At 43.3% G+C, this 17328-nt stretch carries 17 protein-coding genes; 9 read left to right on the top strand and 8 right to left on the bottom strand.

The features are described 5' to 3' along the window. Window positions 1–37: 37 nt before the first annotated feature. Both rbfA and FW774_RS02095 read right to left on the bottom strand, forming a co-directional pair. A complete protein-coding gene (gene rbfA, locus FW774_RS02100; protein WP_149346500.1) occupies window positions 38–412 on the bottom strand; it encodes a 30S ribosome-binding factor RbfA in 375 nt (124 codons plus the stop codon). A gap of 312 nt (window positions 413–724) precedes the next feature. Continuing rightward, window positions 725–1114, bottom strand: a complete 390-nt coding sequence (locus tag FW774_RS02095) for a hypothetical protein (protein ID WP_149346499.1) — start codon at window positions 1112–1114, stop codon at window positions 725–727. A 498-nt stretch (window positions 1115–1612) separates the two neighbouring features. Here FW774_RS02095 and FW774_RS02090 point away from each other — a divergent pair, with 498 nt between their 5' ends. The 7 genes from FW774_RS02090 to FW774_RS02060 all read left to right on the top strand — a co-directional run bounded on the left by FW774_RS02090 (window position 1613) and on the right by FW774_RS02060 (window position 9882). Then, on the top strand, window positions 1613–2254 hold the full coding sequence (locus FW774_RS02090; RefSeq protein ID WP_149346498.1) for a TetR/AcrR family transcriptional regulator: 642 nt from the start codon (window positions 1613–1615) through the stop codon (window positions 2252–2254). Continuing rightward, window positions 2238–3614, top strand: coding sequence for a TolC family protein (locus tag FW774_RS02085; protein WP_149346497.1), 1377 nt, complete (start codon window positions 2238–2240; stop codon window positions 3612–3614). Before FW774_RS02090 ends, FW774_RS02085 begins: the two co-directional genes overlap by 17 nt. A gap of 2 nt (window positions 3615–3616) precedes the next feature. Beyond that, on the top strand, window positions 3617–4657 hold the full coding sequence (locus FW774_RS02080) for an HlyD family secretion protein (protein ID WP_149346496.1): 1041 nt from the start codon (window positions 3617–3619) through the stop codon (window positions 4655–4657). Between the two features lie 7 nt (window positions 4658–4664). After that, the gene (locus FW774_RS02075; protein ID WP_149346495.1) at window positions 4665–6209 is read left to right on the top strand and encodes a DHA2 family efflux MFS transporter permease subunit; all 1545 of its coding nucleotides are present in this window, start codon (window positions 4665–4667) and stop codon (window positions 6207–6209) included. Between the two features lie 277 nt (window positions 6210–6486). Next, window positions 6487–7509: a type IX secretion system membrane protein PorP/SprF gene (locus tag FW774_RS02070; RefSeq protein ID WP_242457674.1), complete on the top strand. Its 1023-nt coding sequence runs from the start codon at window positions 6487–6489 to the stop codon at window positions 7507–7509. Window positions 7510–7637: 128 nt separating this feature from the next. Then, entirely contained in the window at window positions 7638–8075 is a 438-nt protein-coding gene (locus tag FW774_RS02065; RefSeq protein WP_149346494.1) for a hypothetical protein, read from the top strand. A 187-nt stretch (window positions 8076–8262) separates the two neighbouring features. Beyond that, complete coding sequence (locus FW774_RS02060; RefSeq protein ID WP_149346493.1) at window positions 8263–9882, top strand: collagen binding domain-containing protein; 1620 nt, start codon at window positions 8263–8265, stop codon at window positions 9880–9882. 88 nt (window positions 9883–9970) lie between these two features. Here FW774_RS02060 and FW774_RS02055 read toward each other — a convergent pair whose 3' ends face one another. The 4 genes from FW774_RS02055 to gltX all read right to left on the bottom strand — a co-directional run bounded on the left by FW774_RS02055 (window position 9971) and on the right by gltX (window position 14098). Further along, on the bottom strand, window positions 9971–10555 hold the full coding sequence (locus tag FW774_RS02055; protein WP_149346492.1) for a carboxymuconolactone decarboxylase family protein: 585 nt from the start codon (window positions 10553–10555) through the stop codon (window positions 9971–9973). Between the two features lie 68 nt (window positions 10556–10623). Beyond that, on the bottom strand, window positions 10624–11169 hold the full coding sequence (locus FW774_RS02050) for a peroxiredoxin (RefSeq protein WP_187774778.1): 546 nt from the start codon (window positions 11167–11169) through the stop codon (window positions 10624–10626). 128 nt (window positions 11170–11297) lie between these two features. Next, complete coding sequence (locus tag FW774_RS02045) at window positions 11298–12518, bottom strand: FAD-dependent oxidoreductase (RefSeq protein WP_149346490.1); 1221 nt, start codon at window positions 12516–12518, stop codon at window positions 11298–11300. A gap of 56 nt (window positions 12519–12574) precedes the next feature. Next, on the bottom strand, window positions 12575–14098 hold the full coding sequence (gltX, locus tag FW774_RS02040; protein WP_149346489.1) for a glutamate--tRNA ligase: 1524 nt from the start codon (window positions 14096–14098) through the stop codon (window positions 12575–12577). Between the two features lie 327 nt (window positions 14099–14425). Between gltX and FW774_RS02035 the strand changes: the two genes are divergently transcribed. Further along, complete coding sequence (locus tag FW774_RS02035) at window positions 14426–15022, top strand: YceI family protein (protein ID WP_149346488.1); 597 nt, start codon at window positions 14426–14428, stop codon at window positions 15020–15022. A gap of 276 nt (window positions 15023–15298) precedes the next feature. Here the strand turns inward: FW774_RS02035 and FW774_RS02030 are convergent, their stop codons facing one another. Both FW774_RS02030 and trmB read right to left on the bottom strand, forming a co-directional pair. Continuing rightward, complete coding sequence (locus FW774_RS02030) at window positions 15299–15631, bottom strand: MGMT family protein (protein WP_149346487.1); 333 nt, start codon at window positions 15629–15631, stop codon at window positions 15299–15301. After that, complete coding sequence (gene trmB, locus FW774_RS02025; protein ID WP_149346486.1) at window positions 15631–16281, bottom strand: tRNA (guanosine(46)-N7)-methyltransferase TrmB; 651 nt, start codon at window positions 16279–16281, stop codon at window positions 15631–15633. The genes FW774_RS02030 and trmB overlap by 1 nt, the downstream gene beginning before the upstream one ends. 54 nt (window positions 16282–16335) lie before the next feature. Here trmB and FW774_RS02020 point away from each other — a divergent pair, with 54 nt between their 5' ends. Further along, window positions 16336–17268 (top strand): GDP-L-fucose synthase family protein, encoded by a 933-nt coding sequence (locus FW774_RS02020; protein ID WP_149346485.1) that lies wholly within the window; start codon window positions 16336–16338, stop codon window positions 17266–17268. The last annotated feature ends 60 nt before the right edge of the window (window positions 17269–17328 follow it).

The following is a 17328-nucleotide window of genomic DNA, read 5'->3' as shown; positions in this document are numbered from 1 at the left end:
TTACTAACGTAAAACTGTTTATATTATTCTAACGGAATCAATCATCCGTATCGGGCTGCCGGGGCTCTTTGCTGATCTTGTCGAAGAGTTTATCCATTCGCTCCACGTATTCATTGGTGTCGTCAACAAAAAACTCCAGCTGCGGTATTATCCTTACCTGATCTTTTATACGGCTGCCCAGCTTATAACGAATTTCGCCGGCATGAGCTTTAATGGTTTGCAAAGCCAGTGTGGTGTTTGCCGAATTAAAAAAGCTTAAAAATATACGGGCAATAGCTAAATCGGGTGTAACACGTACCCTGGTAATGGTAACCAGAGTGTTTGGTAAATAGTTCATTCCCTCCCGTTGGAATATCTCTGCCAGGTCTTTCTGTATAACACCTGCGAATTTCTGCTGACGTTTGCTTTCCATAATATATTTCTGTTTCTGCTGTGAGCATGAAGCTGTAAGAGCTCTCACAACAGGATCAATAGTTGCTGCATTTTATAAACGGCTTAAATTTACTATAATAAATTTATTGCGGCTTAATAGCATGCATGTTTTCACATTATATTAACAACATACCATAAGCGGTTCCTTATTTTTGGGTGCCTCCTGACAGACCAACAATATTTCCAGCCTGCCGGGTGACAGGCCGTGGGAAATAAACAAACTGTTACTACCAAATAAGTAAGGAGCCATATCTGATACGGCTCCTTACTTTAAAACAGTTAAAACAGCGTTTTAAAAAGAATACGTTGTAGAGGCGGTAAGTATGGTGCCTGTACCGGTATTCTCTTTTACTAAATTACCATCAACATAGATCTGTATTTTAAGCGTTGATGAGGCGGTGGCTCCTGAGCCACTGCACCCAAAACCGATTACCTGTACAGATTCTGGTATGGTAAGTTCGGCGCTGGTCCAGGTTGTGGTATTTACGTCTGTCTGGGTTGTTTGATCGCCTTGTGCATTGGTAAATATGGCCGTTGAGATCTGACCGCCGCCCGATATTTCGGCTTTGTAAACAATCTTGTGTGTTCCATTTGGAGAATCCTTGTCTTTTTTACACGAAGAAACTGAAACGATCAATGCTACAGCTAAAGATAAGGCCATCCAACGAGTTACTTTTTTCATAAGAGTTCGATTTTAGATTTAAACATTTATTTACAAGGCAGGAAACAAACCCTACGCCAGTATCCTTATACCGGATATAACTAATTAGCTGTCAATAAGAAAGCGAAGCACTAACGATTCATGATTTCGCTAAGAACTGTTTGCCATTTAGAACATGTTTAAATTTCATATATGTGGCCATTGTGAATGGACGGTGAAGACACCGTCTATGGCCTCAGCCGCTGCTGATGTCCTCACCAGCCCCAATAAAAACATGATTTCATGAGATTTAGAACGCCCTTTGCGTGAATTGGCCCGATGTTCTTCGCCATGATGAGACAGGCATTGATCATCCGTCAAAAATTCTGTGAAACAAATAGCGCTAAGCAGTATCTAAATCAAGATTTCAATAAACGGCTATCGTTGGTGTAAGCTGATTTATCAGAAAAAAGTCATTTAAGAGGTTATTTTTCAGATTTATTTTAGTTAATCAATCGATTGATTAATTTTGCGCCCGCTATGACAGAAAAGAATGATAAAAAAAAGGATTCCATTTTGGATGCGGCCGAAACGCTGTTTGCCAAATGGGGTTACGAAGGCTCATCTACGCGGTCAATAGCTGCGGAAGCCGGTGTTAATATGGCAATGCTTAACTATTATTTCGGTTCTAAAGACGGCCTCTATAAAGCGGTTCTTGAGCGACGTTTATCGGGCTTCAGGCAAACGCTTGCTTCTATTGCCAGTAAAAAAATGTCTTCGTGGGAAAAACTCAAGTTAGCCGTAGATACCTACGCAGACCGGGTTTTAAGCAATAATTGCTTTCATAAAATTATCAGCAGGCAGCTATCGTTAGAACAACGTTCGGATATGGCTGAGTTCATCGCCGAGAATGTTTACAAAAACATTAGCCAGATCAAGCTCATTATTAATGAGGGTATTAACAACGGCAGCTTCAATAAAGATGTGGATGTAGAAATGCTGGTAGCAACCATATTCGGCATTAAATATTACCTGGTAAACTCATCGCCTATTGCATCTCAATTATTTAATATGAACCTGCAGGATCCGGAAATAATGGCAAAGGAAATTAATCCCCGCGTAAAAACTTACATACACAATCTCCTAAACGTTTATTTGATAAAACATGATACAGAAAATTAAACAGTACATAAACCGCAAGCTATCTGCCGAAGCCGTTTATATCATACAAAAATACGGCATCATGCTGGTATTCCTTGCCTTATATGTTCCCGCAAGTGCACAGCAAAAACGGGATTTAAGCATAAACGAGGCTATCAAACTGGGCATTGAAAACAGCAAGACCTTGAAGCTATCCAAATTAAGGGTAGAAGAAGCCGTTAGTCGTTACAACCAGACCAAAGATAATGCGTTGCCTACCGGTAAAGTGAGCTACATGTACAACCATGCCGAAATTCCCACCAATACACTTAAATTCGGTAATGAAGATATCCATCTTCCGGCCCGTGCCGATGCCTACTTAGGCACGTTTACTTTAGAAGAGCTGATTTTTGCGGGCAACAAGCTCAAATATGCTAAAGAGTCGACAGACCTGCTGACCAAAGTAGCTGCCCTGGACGTAGAAAAGAATCAGGATGAATTGGTTTATGCCATCATAAACGCTTATTACAACCTGTACAAAATTCAGCAAAGTAAAAAAGTTGTTGACCAGAATATACAAGCTGTAGATAAACAGTTAAAACAGGCACAACGCTTTTTCAGCCAGGGATTGGTAACTAAAAACGATGTATTGCGGTTCCAGTTACAACGCAGCAATGTTGAGCTAACCGGTATTGACCTGGAAGCTAATCGTAAGATTGTTAATTACAACCTCAATATTTTGCTGGGTTTACCGGAAGATACCGAGGTTAATGTCAGCTCATTCACCTATCAGCAGCCATCAGATCTGTCATTAAACGGGTTTATTGATGCTGCACTGGCAAACCGCACCGAAATAAAAGGCTCTGATTTACAATCGCAGTTGGCAGAAAAAAATATAAAAAGTATCAAGGCCGATCTGATGCCAACCTTAGGCGTAGGTATCAGCGCTTATTATGTAAATGCAAGCGGAAAGTTTATTCCCCCGGCAAATACATTTGTCACCCCGATCACAGGTGTGGCATCCCTGTCATGGAACTTTGACCGCTTATGGCTGAATAAAAACAAAATTGCCGAAGCCAAGATCCAAAAAACCGAAGCTGATCTGAGTAAAGGCCTGGCTACAGATAACATTAAAACAGATGTTAACAAAAGCTACCGCGATTATCAGACCTCGCTTGATAAAATAAAGGTGCTTGAAACTGCCATTGAACAAGCCCGCGAAAACGATAAAATACTGGAATCAAAATACAACAATAACATTGCATCGGTTACAGACCGTATCGATGCCGAAACACAGTTATATCAAACACTTATTAACCTTGAAATAGCCAAAGCCGATGCCGGTTTAGCATATTACTCATTACTTAAATCAACTGGAACAATATCAAAAATTAACTTTTAACAATGGAAAGCAACACTAAAAAACCGAATAAAGTAATTCCTATTATATTAGGTATCGTATTACTTGTTGGCGCTATTTTCGGCGTACGTGAATACATTTATTTTAGCAAGCACGAAGATACCGACGATGCACAGGTAGACGGCGATATCAGCCCTGTTGTAGCCCGTGTAGGCGGTTACGTAGACTCCATTTACTTTGAAGAAAACACCCATGTAAATGCCGGCCAGGTTCTGGTAAAACTGGATGATAAGGATTATACCGTAAAATTAGAACAAGCACTTGCCGCACAACGCGGGGCACACGCCTCAATAGGTGTTACCCAGGCACAGATTTCGGCTACGGCTGCCAACACCGCTACCGCGAAGGCAAACATTGAAGCTGCCCGTGTACAACTCTGGAAAGCTACTCAGGATTACAACCGTTACGCCAACCTGGTAAAAGACGGTTCGGTAACCCAGCAGCAATTTGAGCAGGCAAAAGCCGCTAAAGACGCTGCCCAGGCAAACTACCAGGCCGCACAGGATCAGTATAAAGCTACCGTAGAACAAGTAGGAACAAGCCGGTCGCAGCTGGCCGTAACTACTACCGGTGTCGATCAGCGCCAGGCCGAAGTAGATCTGGCCAAACTGCAACTTTCATATACAACTATTAAAGCGCCAACATCAGGCATTGTATCCAAGAAAAATGTGCAGGTTGGTCAGTTGGTTCAGGCCGGGCAAACGCTGTTCTCTATTGTAAACGATAGCAGCCTGTACATTACCGCCAACTTTAAAGAAACCCAGCTGGAAGACCTTAAAAGCGGACAAAAAGTTGATATTAAAGTAGATGCCTTCCCCAGTGAGAAGGTAGAAGGCGAAGTGTACAATTTTTCGCCTGCAACAGGCGCTAAATTTTCTTTGCTGCCTCCGGATAACGCAACCGGAAACTATGTTAAGGTAGTGCAACGTGTGCCGGTGAAGATCAAAATACATGCCGGCAAAGAGCTGATGCAGAAATTACGTCCCGGAATGAGCGTAAAAGTATCAGTATTGACTAAAGAGTAATTATATCATGGCCGAAAAAGGTTTAAAGAAATGGGTGATAACCATTACAGTAATAACAGCATCGCTGTTAGAGCTTATTGATACCACCATTGTTAACGTATCACTGCCGCAAATTCAAGGGAACCTGGGCGCTACCCTTGAGGATATTGCCTGGATAACCACTGGTTACGCCGTAGCCAACGTAATTATATTGCCCATGTCGGGCTGGCTGGGCAGCAGGTTTGGACGTAAGAACTACTTTCTTACATCCATTATTGTATTTACCATTGCCTCTTTTTTGTGCGGTAATGCCACCAGCCTGGAAGAACTGATATTGTTCCGTATCCTCCAGGGACTTGCCGGTGGTGGTTTAATATCCACAGCACAGGCTATTTTATTAGAAACCTGGCCTGCAGAAGAAGTAGGAACCGCCACCGCCCTGTTTGGTTTGGGAGCCGTAGTAGGACCAACCGTAGGGCCAACTATTGGCGGTTACATTACCGACCACTTTTCATGGCCCTGGATATTTTATGTGAACATCCCGGTAGGTGCTATTGCCGCCTATTTTACCTACATGTTTGTAAAAGAAACGCCAAAATCAACCAAAGGGTCTATTGACTGGTGGGGGATTTTGTTGCTGGCCATCGCAGTAGGCAGCTTGCAAACCGTGCTTGAAAAAGGTGAATCTGAAGACTGGTTTGCTACGCCGTACATTACAGTATTGACCATAAGCGCTGTTTTGGGTGTTATTTTATTTATCTGGCGTGAGCTCAGTACAGATCATCCCATAGTGAACTTTAAAATTATGCGACACCGTAGCTTTAGTGTGGGGATGTTTACCTCGTTCGTGCTGGGCTTCGGGTTGTATGGATCTGTTTTCGTTTTCCCGATATTCTGCCAGAACCTGTTGGGATTCTCGGCACAGCAAACCGGCGAGATCCTGTTCCCGGGCGGTTTGGTCACCATTATGATGATGCCGTTTATTGGTAAGATGCTTCAGCGGGGAATACCGGCGCAGTTTATGGCAACGGCCGGAATGATCCTGTTCTTTGTATTCTCGCACATGCTCAGTAAGTCCACCCTATCTTCCGGTACCAGCGATTTCTTCTGGCCACTGGTGATCCGGGGTATCGGTATGGCCCTGCTTTTTGTGCCGCTTACTACGCTTGCCATCCAGGATTTACGTGGCGCAGAAATTGGCCAGGGAACAGGTTTGAATAACATGATGCGCCAGCTGGGCGGTTCATTCGGTATTGCCGCACTTACTACGCTGATACACATCAGGCAGGGATTTCACCGCAGCACCTTATTAGAGCACATTAACCCTTACAACCCGGCTTTTACCGAGCGTTTTAACATGATGGTTAAGAGTTTTATGGCTAAAGGTCACTCATTGCTGGATGCGCAGCAAATAGCAACAAAAGCAATGGAGGGCACTGTAATTAAACAAACACTTTTGCTTACTTATACCGATGCATATTGGGTAGCCGGAGCAATTATGTTATGCTCTATTCCGCTGTTATACCTGCAAAAGTTTAAGAAGAATGTTAGTATGCCTGTAGATGCACACTAATAGCCAGCAGCACTAAAAAAGAATAACCGTTGTAGCTCCATACAACGGTTATTCAAAAATTAACAATTAAAAACCTGTAACCCTGAACCAACTAAACACTTGTTTTTAAATGTTTTATAAAAGATTTTTATGTTGTTCCAAGGCGGTCAACCTTATGGTTAAAGATAAGTATTAAAAAAATAATTTGCAACGTTTTCATTACTTTTTTAGTTGTTGTACGCCAATAGACCTTTAGTGAGATCATTCGAAATTTTAACAGAGTGAATAAAATATTAGCATGTTTCTAAGAAATAATGCTATTATTGATAAACAATTGGAGCATGCTTATCCATCTATGAAAGCATTTTACTGTTTTGTATTTATTATAAGCTGTGTTTACACGCGGGCCCAGGAGCGATTGCGAACCACACACTACGTATTTAACAGTTATTTATTAAATCCGGCGGTTTCAGGCATTGACAATTATATTGATATAAAAATGGGCTATCGCGATCAATGGAAAGGCATTGAGGGAGCTCCGGTTACGCAATATGTGTCCATTCACGCCCCGGTAGGAAATGATTTTGTCAGATCGTCTATAAATTCTTTTCCCGGCGAGGGAGACAATCCCATGAGCCGGTCGTATGTAAATAATTATTCTTGGGCAGAGCCGCACCACGGCGTGGGCTTTTATATTTTAAATGATAAGGCCGGGCAAATCAATCAAACAACCATTAATGCCACTTACGCTTACCACATTGGTTTAAGCAATGATGTAAACCTGGCATTTGGGATTTCCGGCGGCGTATCGTCTATAAGTGTGGATGTGGAGCATGTAAAAGTGGATGATACATCAGATCCTTTATTATCTGCCGATTATAATAACAGGATCAGGCCCGATATCGGTGCAGGCCTTTGGTTGTACAGCGCACAGTATTTTTTAGGAATTTCGGCAAAGCAGCTATTAGGTAGCAGGGCTGTTACTGATAACGGACAGCAAAGTATATTGCCCTATCAAAAACCGGTATTTTATGGTACAACCGGATATAAGTTTTTCCTGGCGGATGAAATAGCCCTTATCCCTTCGGTGCTGCTTACTTATTGGCTTAATGCTCCGCTGGCTATTGATGCTAATTTTAAGTTTGCCTTTCGGGATAAGGTATGGGTAGGCGGCAGTTTCAGAAATAACGATTCATATTCGGTACTGGCCGGTTTAAATATCGGGTATTTTCTTAATCTTAGCTATTCGTACGATATTACAACCTCGGCGCTTAGAAATATTAGCGAGGTACACATGAGCTGGTACTGGGTATCATGTTAAATAACCGTTACCGCATAACCTGTTCCCGGTTTTGAGATCAGCTAACGTAAAAGATTAATGCTTCCGCCTAAGGGTTTGCAACCCGCACGTAAATCTATTATTCCGGCCGGTAATTCCTTTCCCCTGAAGTGCCCATCAAACGGGTGATTATAAGGCCCAACAGATTCATATACCAGCTATCAAGGAAGCTTCGTGAAGACACGAAACCCCGCCGGAGCGATAATTATGGCTTCGTTATAGACGCTCAGGGAAATATAAAGGCACATTATGTTTTTCCGCAAACAGAACCGGCTTCCGAGAAGGCTTCGGCTCCGCAACTATTAAGTGTATTAAATGATGGCTCGGTTTTATGGGCAACGTATGAGTACACTAAAAAAGGAAATAAATACCCGAAGTATATGCCCATAACGAACGGTAAGGCAGGCTCCATAGTATATCCCGGCAACAAGCAGTATGTAATTAATGATAAGTTTCCGGTTTATTTGTCATCCGATAAAACAACGCTGTTTTATTTAGGTAATACTACAGATGACAAGCAGCTTTGGCTGCATAAGGTAAGCCTTTAATAGGAGGGTTTTCGCTGAAGCTGCGGAACTTCCTCTTTTTTATTTCAGCATAAAAGCATCATGTGAATCTGGGTTTTTACGTTGGCGGTCAATCGAACAAGAAGAGGCCAACAACGAAAAATGCTTCTTATCAGGTAACAAATCGATATAAGTTCTGATATATAGTTGTAACTCAAAATAGAAGCACATGAAAACAAGATTTATACTCTGCATTATATTGATCCCGGCCCATAGCAGCTTTGCCCAGGAAAGCAAATTATGGCTATCCCTTGGAGCCGGATCATCCAAAACATCTGAGGCTGCAAAAACCCATTTAATGGGTAATGGCTATAATTTACAAGCCGACGCATTTGTATCTTTATATAGAAAAGGATGGGATGGCAGTGTAAAAGGTAGCGGTTTTACACTCGGTGTAAATATTTCCGGCAATTATACCGGTATCAGAAATCTCCCGCCAGATAATGCCGGTGCAGCAAGCCGGTATCAGGTATACGGAGGAAATGTTGAAGTTACTTCCCAATCAGGTGGAACAATGTCAGGAAGCTTTTCCGGTCTGATTGGTATTCAGGCAAGAATTGCTTTGGGAAAGCTTAACTTTTCACCTTCCATAAACTCCGGGTATCTGCAGGTAAAGCAAAAAGGATATGTGCAAAATGGCAGCGTAACCATGAACGGCCAAACGCAGCAAAGAGACCTGGTAAAAACACAGCCGCAAAATACCAATGGATTTGTAGTTAAGCCGCAGGTAAAAATTGGGTATGACTTTGCCCCAAACTTTTCCTTTTTTTTGAGCCCATCCATAGACATAGGGCCTGAAACAAAGCATACAACGTATTTCCTGGTTCCGGAGGGCGGCTTTAATGATAAAAACACGTACGAACCCCGTCAGCTTGCCCGGGGAACCTGGGAAAGCAGTACCAGCACCGAAAGGTATCGTATCATGAAGCTTAATTTCGGAATAACAATGGCCATTGGGAAAAAACGCCCGGCAAAACCTGCAGGTGCTGCATCGGCTTCTTATGCCGCACCGGGAAAATTAATAAAGCCACAGGGAGTTGACAATACAAATTCGCCTGATTCCACTAATGCGGCAAGCCGCATTTCCATGAATGTTACTACACCAAAGCGAACACAGGGAAAGACTTTTGGAGAGAAAGTCGCTCAGGGAATAGCGGCAAACGAGGGTGACAACCCGTTGTACAAAGGAAATGGGACAAAAGGCGACAACCCACTGTATGACCCTGCCAAACGGGCCATGCCCGGAAGCCCTATCGGCGGTATTGTAGTAAAAGGCGGTAAAAATCCCGGGGGAAATAACATTATGGTTATATCTGACAGCAAAGGAGAGATACTATTGAATAATCTGGAAGCCGGAAACTATCTTTTCCAGCTCAGCATACCGGAGCAGCCTGTAGAAAAAAGCATTAATGAAAAAGGAGTTAAAAGGCAGGATGCCGTAGATGGAGAAAAAAGAACGTACACCGGTGGGCGCAAAAATGAGCCGCAGGGAAAGAGTATTAACGAAAAAGGGGTTAAACGGAGCCAGGATGCTTCAATGGCCAGACCGGGGCAGCCTATTGGCGGTATTGTAGTGAAAGGCGGTAAAAATCCCGGAGGAAACTTTACAAACCTAACCGTGAACAAAAATGGACAGATAGGTTTTGAAGTGTTAGAAGCAGGAGATTATAAACTTATATTGAAAGCTCCGGATGCTGGTAAACCGGCAGTAAAAAGTACGAAAAAGTCGAACGGAAAAGGTGAGAAGGCTAGTACTGGATTAAAGGATACCTTAAAATCGCAGGTTTAGTAAAGCCGGTCGGTATATAAATAACTGTAACAAAAAAGCATCCGAAGTTCCTGTAAATTAAACTTCGGATGCTTTTATACTTGTTAATTTAAAAAATGATCTTTCCGGTAGCTGTGATCAGTGAGGCGATGCGTACAGTATCAAAAATACGTTCTTCGGTAGTACCCAGCTTGATCAGCGAATCTTCGTGTGCATTGACACACATTTCGCAGCCGTTCACTGCCGAAACGGCCAGGCTCATCAGCTCAAAAAATTCTTTACCGGTTACCGGCTTCACCATGATCTGCATGCGGATGCGTGCCGGTATCTGGCTATATTTTTCTTTTTGTGTAAAATGCCTGAAACGGTAAAAAATATTGTTGGATGATAACAGTGATGCGCAGGCTGTGGCTTCGGCAATTTCTTCGGCGGTAGCCTCATTTTGCTGCGCCATTTGCGTAAAATATGCAATGAGTGGCTTGTTGTGGTTATTCACCGAAACGCTTATCGCGATAAGCGCAATCTCTTTGGCCGATAAATGCTCTGAAGTTAATATGCTGTTAAAGTTTACTTTCAGATCACGCAGGTAACGCGATTCTCCGGCTTCGAGCAGTTCCAGGCTTGATGTACGGTAGCTATCATTTAAGCCAAAGCCTGTCAGCAGCTCATTAATTACTTCTGTAGTTTCGCTCATAATATGGTCCTTTTAAAGCAAATCCCCGCCAGGGCGAGGATTTGACATCAGTGATTTATTCTATTTAATTAAACGCTCAGTGTTGCCTGACCTTTTTCCCAGTTACAAGGGCATAATTCGTCAGTTTGTAAGCCGTCTAACACACGTAAAACCTCTTTTACATTACGGCCAACATTTAAGTCGTTAACACATACCCAGCGTACAATTCCCTGAGGATCAATGATGAATGTTGCACGGTAAGCAATCTTTTCAGTTGGTTCTAAGATCCCCAGATCTTCAGCCAGTGACTTTGAAGTATCGGCCAGCATCGGGAATTTTAATTCACGAAGATCATCGTGGTTGTTGCGCCATGCCAGGTGAACAAATTCAGAGTCGGTAGAAGCTCCGATTACACGGGCATCACGGTCGCGAAATTCGCCATAAGCTTTATTGAACTCAGCAATTTCGGTAGGGCAAACAAATGTAAAGTCTTTCGGCCACCAAAAGAATACGGTCCATACGTTATCGTCATTTACCAGGTAATCTGAGGTGATGGTCTCAAACTCTTTTCCTTTTTCGAGGCTTACAACGGCAGTCTTAGAAAATGCCGGAAATTTTTCTCCTATAGTTATCATAATCGTCTTTATTTTTTTCTGATGTAAAGGTACGGCTATTCTTAGTTTTTAGCTAACCAATAACAGAAAATCCCTATTCTTTTTATTGATAGGTATATAGATTAAAACTATAGAATCATTAAATTTATTTAATTGATCAATATTCCTTTGTGGTTTACAGCCCGGCTAAAGGGTTTCAGATAAGTATCGGCCAATACGGCAAATTCGCGGCGTGTGATATTCTTTTTGAGATCGAACTTGCCGGTAAATGCAAATGAATCTTTCCAGCCTTGTTCAACTTCGCGGTTTAGCTCTTCGCCCCGGCTGGCCGAGTATTTGATCAGGCTTAACACATCGGCCAGGGTGAGCTGCTGTTCGTCTTTTTTATCCAGGAACCAGATCTGGCTGCGTGAATAATAGGCTTTCATGGTGGGCTTAATATCGGCAATGGTTACAGGGCTGTCGGGCGAAAAAAGCAGCTTGTTATTTTGGTACTGTAAAGGAATTAATCCCGTAAGGCCGATATGCTGTATGGCTATATAGTTGGTGTCCGACGGTAAAATATCGGCATAAGGAACCAGCATGGATCTGTAGTTCAGCAACTCGCCCTGTATCAGGCGAACATCCAGCTCTTTGGTTGTTTTTTTAAAGAAAGCGCAAAATGCTGCCGAAGCGCCGGCTGCCTGCCCGGCAAACATAGCATCGGGTGTTGAAACGTTCACGTTTCCTGTGGTTAACAGGTTGCTGGCATTTGTAATTATCAGCGCTCCCAGCGGTACAACATACGGTTGGTTACTGGCAGCTCCAATGGCTACGCTGGTTCTGTAAAGCTCATTACTGAAAGGCGGAACAACCGTTTGTGTGCGGATAAGCGTACTATCAACATTAGCTCCGGCTGATTTGATAATGCGATGATCGGCGGTAGCATCTACCACAACATCGGTTTTAATATAAGTTCCGCTGGCCAGCCTGATCATCCAGCCTTTACCGTTCTTTTTAACCGATGCAATGCTGGTATTCAATTTTACCGTAAGATTTTTGACGGTATCGGTGATGCTTTTTATTACGCGGGCAACGGCTGCTTCATCCAGGTGAGTAAGCAGGCTGTCTTTGGTTACTGCTTTGGCCTGTTTGATAAACTCGGGATAAAGTCCTGCCGGATATATATTCTCGGCTTTGGAGATACCGGTTCCTAACTTACCGGTAGATTCTACCAGTATGGTTTTGGCACCTGATCTGGCCGACTGTATAGCCGCTGCTACGCCGCTGGCGTTGCCATTAATAACCAGTACGCCGGTTTTTATAGTTTCGGCCTGTAAACGGGTAAGCTGCAGGCAACCCAGTAGGGTTACGATAATTAAACGCTTCATATATACGTGAATATATTAAAAATCCAGTTATCTGTGCAAGCTCACCATAAACAACCTTATTCCCTGATCAGGGTTAAGGCTTTAGCAATCCGGTCTAATGTTTTGTTTTTACCCAACAGCGCTGCAATATCAAAAACCTGCGGCCCGAACTTTCCGCCAACCAGCATAATGCGGAAAGGCAGCATCACCTCTCCGGTTTTCAGGTTATCTTCGGCGGCAAGCTCTTTGAATACGGTTTCCAGTCCGGCAGCATCCCAGCTTTGCAACGCTTCAAAGCAAGTTGCCAGCTTATTAAAGTATGCTGTTTTTTGTTCGCTCCACCTGGGCTTAACGGCATCCAGGTCATATTGTTGTGGTGCAACAAAAAAGAAAGACGCCTGTTGCCAGAAATCGTTGATGAATGTAAGCCTGTCGTGCACTAAGCGGAGCACCTGCTCTATGTAAGCATCGTTTGTGTGTGTAACATTATGTTGGGCCAAAACGTTTTTTACCGCGGGTAATAATTCATCAACCGGCAGGCGTTTTATCCACTCGGCATTGAACCATTTGGCCTTCTCGAAATCAAACTTGGCGCCTGCCTTGCTTACGCGATCCAGCGAAAATTTTTCAATGAGCTCTTCCAGGGTGAAAATCTCCTGGTCGGTGCCATCGTTCCAGCCCAGCATGGCCAGCATATTCACAAATGCCTGCGGCAAAAAACCCAGTTCGCGGAAACCTTTGGTGAGCTCCCCGGTTCGCGGATCGAGCCAGTTCATGGCATAAACCGGGAATCCGAGGCGGTCGCCGTCACGTTTGCTGAGCTTGCCGTGGCCGTCGGGTTTTAATATCAGCGGTAAATGCGCCCATTGCGGCATGGCATCTTTCCAGCCCAGGTATTCCCACAATAACAGGTGTACCGGTGCAGATGGCAGCCACTCTTCGCCACGAAAGGCGTGTGTTATCTTCATCAGGTAATCGTCAACCACTACGGCAAGATGGTAAGTGGGCATGCCATCGGCCTTGAGCAGTACTTTGTCATCAACCTGCGAGGTTTCGAAAGTTATTTCGCCACGTATGGCATCAGTAAAAGAAACAACCTGGTCTTCGGGCATTTTGATACGCACCACATAAGGTGTATCGCCCTCCAATAAGCGGCTAACCTCATCTGCGGAAAGCGTTAATGAATTTCTTAACTGTGTGCGGCTGCTATGATCATAACGGAAATTAGCAACACTGTTACGCATTTGTTCCAGTTCGGCAGGTGTATCAAATGCGTAGTACGCATGGCCGTTATCTATTAATTGTTTGGCATATTGTGCATACAGGTGCTTGCGTTCGCTCTGGCGGTATGGGCCATATTCGCCCCCTGATTGCGGCCTTTCATCGGGAATAAGTCCGCACCAGCTTAAACAATCCAGGATATATTGTTCGGCCCCTTCTACATAGCGGGTTTGGTCGGTATCTTCAATACGTAAAATAAAATCGCCCTGGTGATGACGGGCAAAAAGGTAATTAAATAGCACGGTGCGTACACCGCCTAAGTGCAATCCGCCGGTTGGACTGGGCGCAAAACGAACACGCACTCTCTTCTGATCTGACATGATAAAATCTGCTGATTATGGCTTGCAAAGATAAAGGTTGTAAGGTATAAGTTGTAGGTTTTATGTTGTACGTTATAAGTTTTACGTTATAAGTGGAAGATAGGCTAATGGTTCATCATTCATGGAAGATAGTATTTTTAGAAACAAGAATATAGATGCAAGAGACACGACAAGGAGCAGAAACAACTGCGGGTGTCTAAAAAGCCCGGTTCTTCGTCACTCTGCCTTTTGCAGATTGACACATAAGTGTAAATAATCTATTTAATGTTTAAACATCTATTTTTCTGATTTACCTTTGCATTTGTTTAATACTAAAAAAAGAAAATTATGAAAAGATTAAGGGTACTGATAGGTTTTGTAGCCATTGCCGGCTTAGCTGCATTCACGAATAAATCGGCCGACGAAAAATTCACGGTTGACACGGATAAATCATCTGTAAGCTGGATCGGCCGAAAGGTTACCGGGCAGCATCATGGCACTATTAAACTGGCTTCAGGAAGCTTGACCGCATCGGGCAATAACCTGAAAACCGGCAATTTTACATTGGATATGAACTCTATAACCAATGCCGACCTGGAAGGTGAGTATGCTCAAAAATTGCTGGGACATCTTAAATCGGATGATTTTTTCAGTGTGGCAAAAAACCCGGTTTCAACCTTTGTAATTACCAAAGTTACTCCGGCCGGTGCAAATCAGGTAAACATTACTGGAAACTTAACCATTAAAGGCATTACTAACCCGATCAGCTTTTTGGCAACTGTAAAACGGCAGGGCAATGTAATTACGGCAACTGCACCAACCATAAAAGTAGACCGTACCAAATACGACATACGCTACGGTTCAAAAAGCTTTTTTGCAAGCATTGGCGATAAAGCTATTGACGACGAATTTGAGCTGGCTGTAAACCTGCTGGCAAAGAAATAAGGTTTAGATCAGCGTGATCTGTGCCGGTTTTCTACCGTGCAGGTCCAGGAAGAGGATGTCCTTCTCAAAAAGTGGTCATTTTGAAACAGGTACGTTGATTGGTGAAGCAGTATGACCGCATTTTTGACTTTCGGACAGCCTCTTTTCTTTTTATTTATAAATTATTTATAAAAGGGGATTATCCAAAGCCTTCCTCATTGAGCACAGCCTGAAGGATCACATCGTTCCTTTGAATCGCCGCAGGAGCCATGCGGCGATTCAAAGTTTAACGGCTTATCATAAAGTCAGCTCAATAGCCGGATCCCAGAAAATGGTTTCAAAATTTTGTACCCGGTCGTTTACTACAGCAATGCCTTCATTAGCTAACAACTGCTCCATCAGGGTTGGCGTGCTGAAAAAGCGCTTGCCGGTTAAAATACCTTTGCTGTTAACTACCCGGTGCGCCGGAACCGGCGGAATTTTCCCCGGGCAACCGTTCATGGCGTAACCTACCATACGCGAACCTTTTGTGCCTAAATATCTGGCAATAGCGCCATACGAAGTTACTCGCCCTGCCGGAACAAGGCGTACAACCTCATAAACCTGCTCAAAGAAGCTCATTTCTTCCATCAGTGAAAGCTAAATTTCAGATAATTAATGTTTTTATTGCTGTTCAGGTATTTTTTCTCGTAATAGGTTTTAATCGCCAGCACATCGTCCACCAGGTCAGATTGGTATAGATCTTCTGTTTTAAGATGCAAATTTAAGCCAAGTTCTTCAATTTTTCCCGCAGTATAGGCATGTAAGCCATCGTTATCCGTTTTAAGATGCAAAGTTCCGGCGTGCTCTAAAATAGCTTTGTACTTATCCAAAAATCCCGGATAGGTAAGCCGCTTTTTCTCCCGGCTGATTTGCGGCTGGGGGTCAGGAAATGTAATCCATATTTCCGATACTTCACCTTCGGCAAAATAATCCAGTATATTTTCTATCTGGATGCGCAGAAAGGCAACATTAGGTATATTTTCCTCTAACGCGGTTTTAGCTCCCCGCCATATCCGGTTCCCCTTGTAGTCAATTCCAATGAAATTCTTTTCCGGAAAAAGCCTTGCCAGGTTTACGGTATATTCGCCTTTACCGCAAGCCAGCTCAAGCACTACGGGGTGATTATTTTTAAAATGTTCTGAAGCCCATCTGCCCTTCATTACCTTACCTTCATCCAACTGCAAAACGTTTGAAAATGTGTTGATCTCGGCAAACCGGCGTAACTTATCTTTACCCATCTGTGAATGTTAAAGGCACAAAAATATCTATCTTTACCTCCCAATTAAAATAACGTGGAAAAAAGCGCCAAAATTTACATTGCCGGGCACCGTGGAATGGTGGGTTCTGCCATTTTCAGAAAGCTTGAAAAAGAGGGATATTCCAATATCATTACCCGTACATCCAAAGAGCTTGATTTAAGAAATCAGCAGGCTGTAGCCGAGTTTTTTGCTGCCGAAAAACCCGATTATGTATTTCTGGCCGCAGCCAAAGTAGGCGGCATTGTAGCTAACAACACGTACAGGGCCGAGTTTTTATACGATAATTTGTGCATTCAGAATAATATTATCCACAACGCTTACCTTAACGGCGTTAAAAAGCTGATGTTTTTGGGGTCAAGCTGCATTTATCCGAAACTGGCGCCACAACCACTAAAAGAGGATTACCTGCTTACCGGACCGTTAGAACATACTAATGAGCCTTACGCCATTGCAAAAATCGCGGGTATTAAGCTTTGTGATGCTTACCGCGACCAATACGGTTGTAATTTCATATCGGTAATGCCAACTAACCTGTATGGCTATAACGATAATTATCACCCGCAAAATTCGCACGTTTTACCGGCATTAATCCGCAAATTTCACGAGGCCAAGGTTAACAAGCAACCTACGGTAACCATTTGGGGAAGCGGGTCGCCACGGCGTGAGTTTTTGTTTGCTGACGACCTGGCCGAAGCCTGCTATTTTTTAATGCAGCATTACAATGAACCGGGTTTGGTAAACATCGGCACCGGCGAAGATATTACCATTAAAGACCTCGCTTTGCTGATTAAGGATATTACTGGCTTTGAAGGTGAATTAACCTTCGATATCTCGAAACCCGATGGCACGCCGCGTAAGCTGATGGACGTTTCTAAGCTGCACAGCTACGGCTGGAAACACACGATAGAACTGCCTGAAGGTATTAAGCTGGCATATAACGATTTCCTGGAAAAGTATGCAGGGTAATACACGTGTCTACTTACTACGATTAGGCACAAGTATCTAAAAAGTCTGCTATGGTCATCC

Origin of the sequence: Pedobacter sp. BS3, from assembly GCF_008274585.1 — a bacterium.
In the GTDB taxonomy this organism is placed as follows: domain Bacteria; phylum Bacteroidota; class Bacteroidia; order Sphingobacteriales; family Sphingobacteriaceae; genus Hufsiella_A.
The sequence above is the reverse complement of the archived record's forward strand: the minus strand, read 5'-3'. Positions and strand labels throughout refer to the sequence as shown.

Bases quoted from the DNA above. Each gene is read 5' to 3' on its own strand.
- rbfA (WP_149346500.1), bottom strand. From the start codon at position 412: ATGGAAAGCAAACGTCAGCAGAAATTCGCAGGTGTTATACAGAAAGAC.
- FW774_RS02095 (WP_149346499.1), bottom strand. From the start codon at position 1,114: ATGAAAAAAGTAACTCGTTGGATGGCCTTATCTTTAGCTGTAGCATTG.
- FW774_RS02090 (WP_149346498.1), top strand. From the start codon at position 1,613: ATGACAGAAAAGAATGATAAAAAAAAGGATTCCATTTTGGATGCGGCC.
- FW774_RS02085 (WP_149346497.1), top strand. From the start codon at position 2,238: ATGATACAGAAAATTAAACAGTACATAAACCGCAAGCTATCTGCCGAA.
- FW774_RS02080 (WP_149346496.1), top strand. From the start codon at position 3,617: ATGGAAAGCAACACTAAAAAACCGAATAAAGTAATTCCTATTATATTA.
- FW774_RS02075 (WP_149346495.1), top strand. From the start codon at position 4,665: ATGGCCGAAAAAGGTTTAAAGAAATGGGTGATAACCATTACAGTAATA.
- FW774_RS02070 (WP_242457674.1), top strand. From the start codon at position 6,487: ATGTTTCTAAGAAATAATGCTATTATTGATAAACAATTGGAGCATGCT.
- FW774_RS02060 (WP_149346493.1), top strand. From the start codon at position 8,263: ATGAAAACAAGATTTATACTCTGCATTATATTGATCCCGGCCCATAGC.
- FW774_RS02055 (WP_149346492.1), bottom strand. From the start codon at position 10,555: ATGAGCGAAACTACAGAAGTAATTAATGAGCTGCTGACAGGCTTTGGC.
- FW774_RS02050 (WP_187774778.1), bottom strand. From the start codon at position 11,169: ATGATAACTATAGGAGAAAAATTTCCGGCATTTTCTAAGACTGCCGTT.
- FW774_RS02045 (WP_149346490.1), bottom strand. From the start codon at position 12,518: ATGAAGCGTTTAATTATCGTAACCCTACTGGGTTGCCTGCAGCTTACC.
- gltX (WP_149346489.1), bottom strand. From the start codon at position 14,098: ATGTCAGATCAGAAGAGAGTGCGTGTTCGTTTTGCGCCCAGTCCAACC.
- FW774_RS02035 (WP_149346488.1), top strand. From the start codon at position 14,426: ATGAAAAGATTAAGGGTACTGATAGGTTTTGTAGCCATTGCCGGCTTA.
- FW774_RS02030 (WP_149346487.1), bottom strand. From the start codon at position 15,631: ATGGAAGAAATGAGCTTCTTTGAGCAGGTTTATGAGGTTGTACGCCTT.
- trmB (WP_149346486.1), bottom strand. From the start codon at position 16,281: ATGGGTAAAGATAAGTTACGCCGGTTTGCCGAGATCAACACATTTTCA.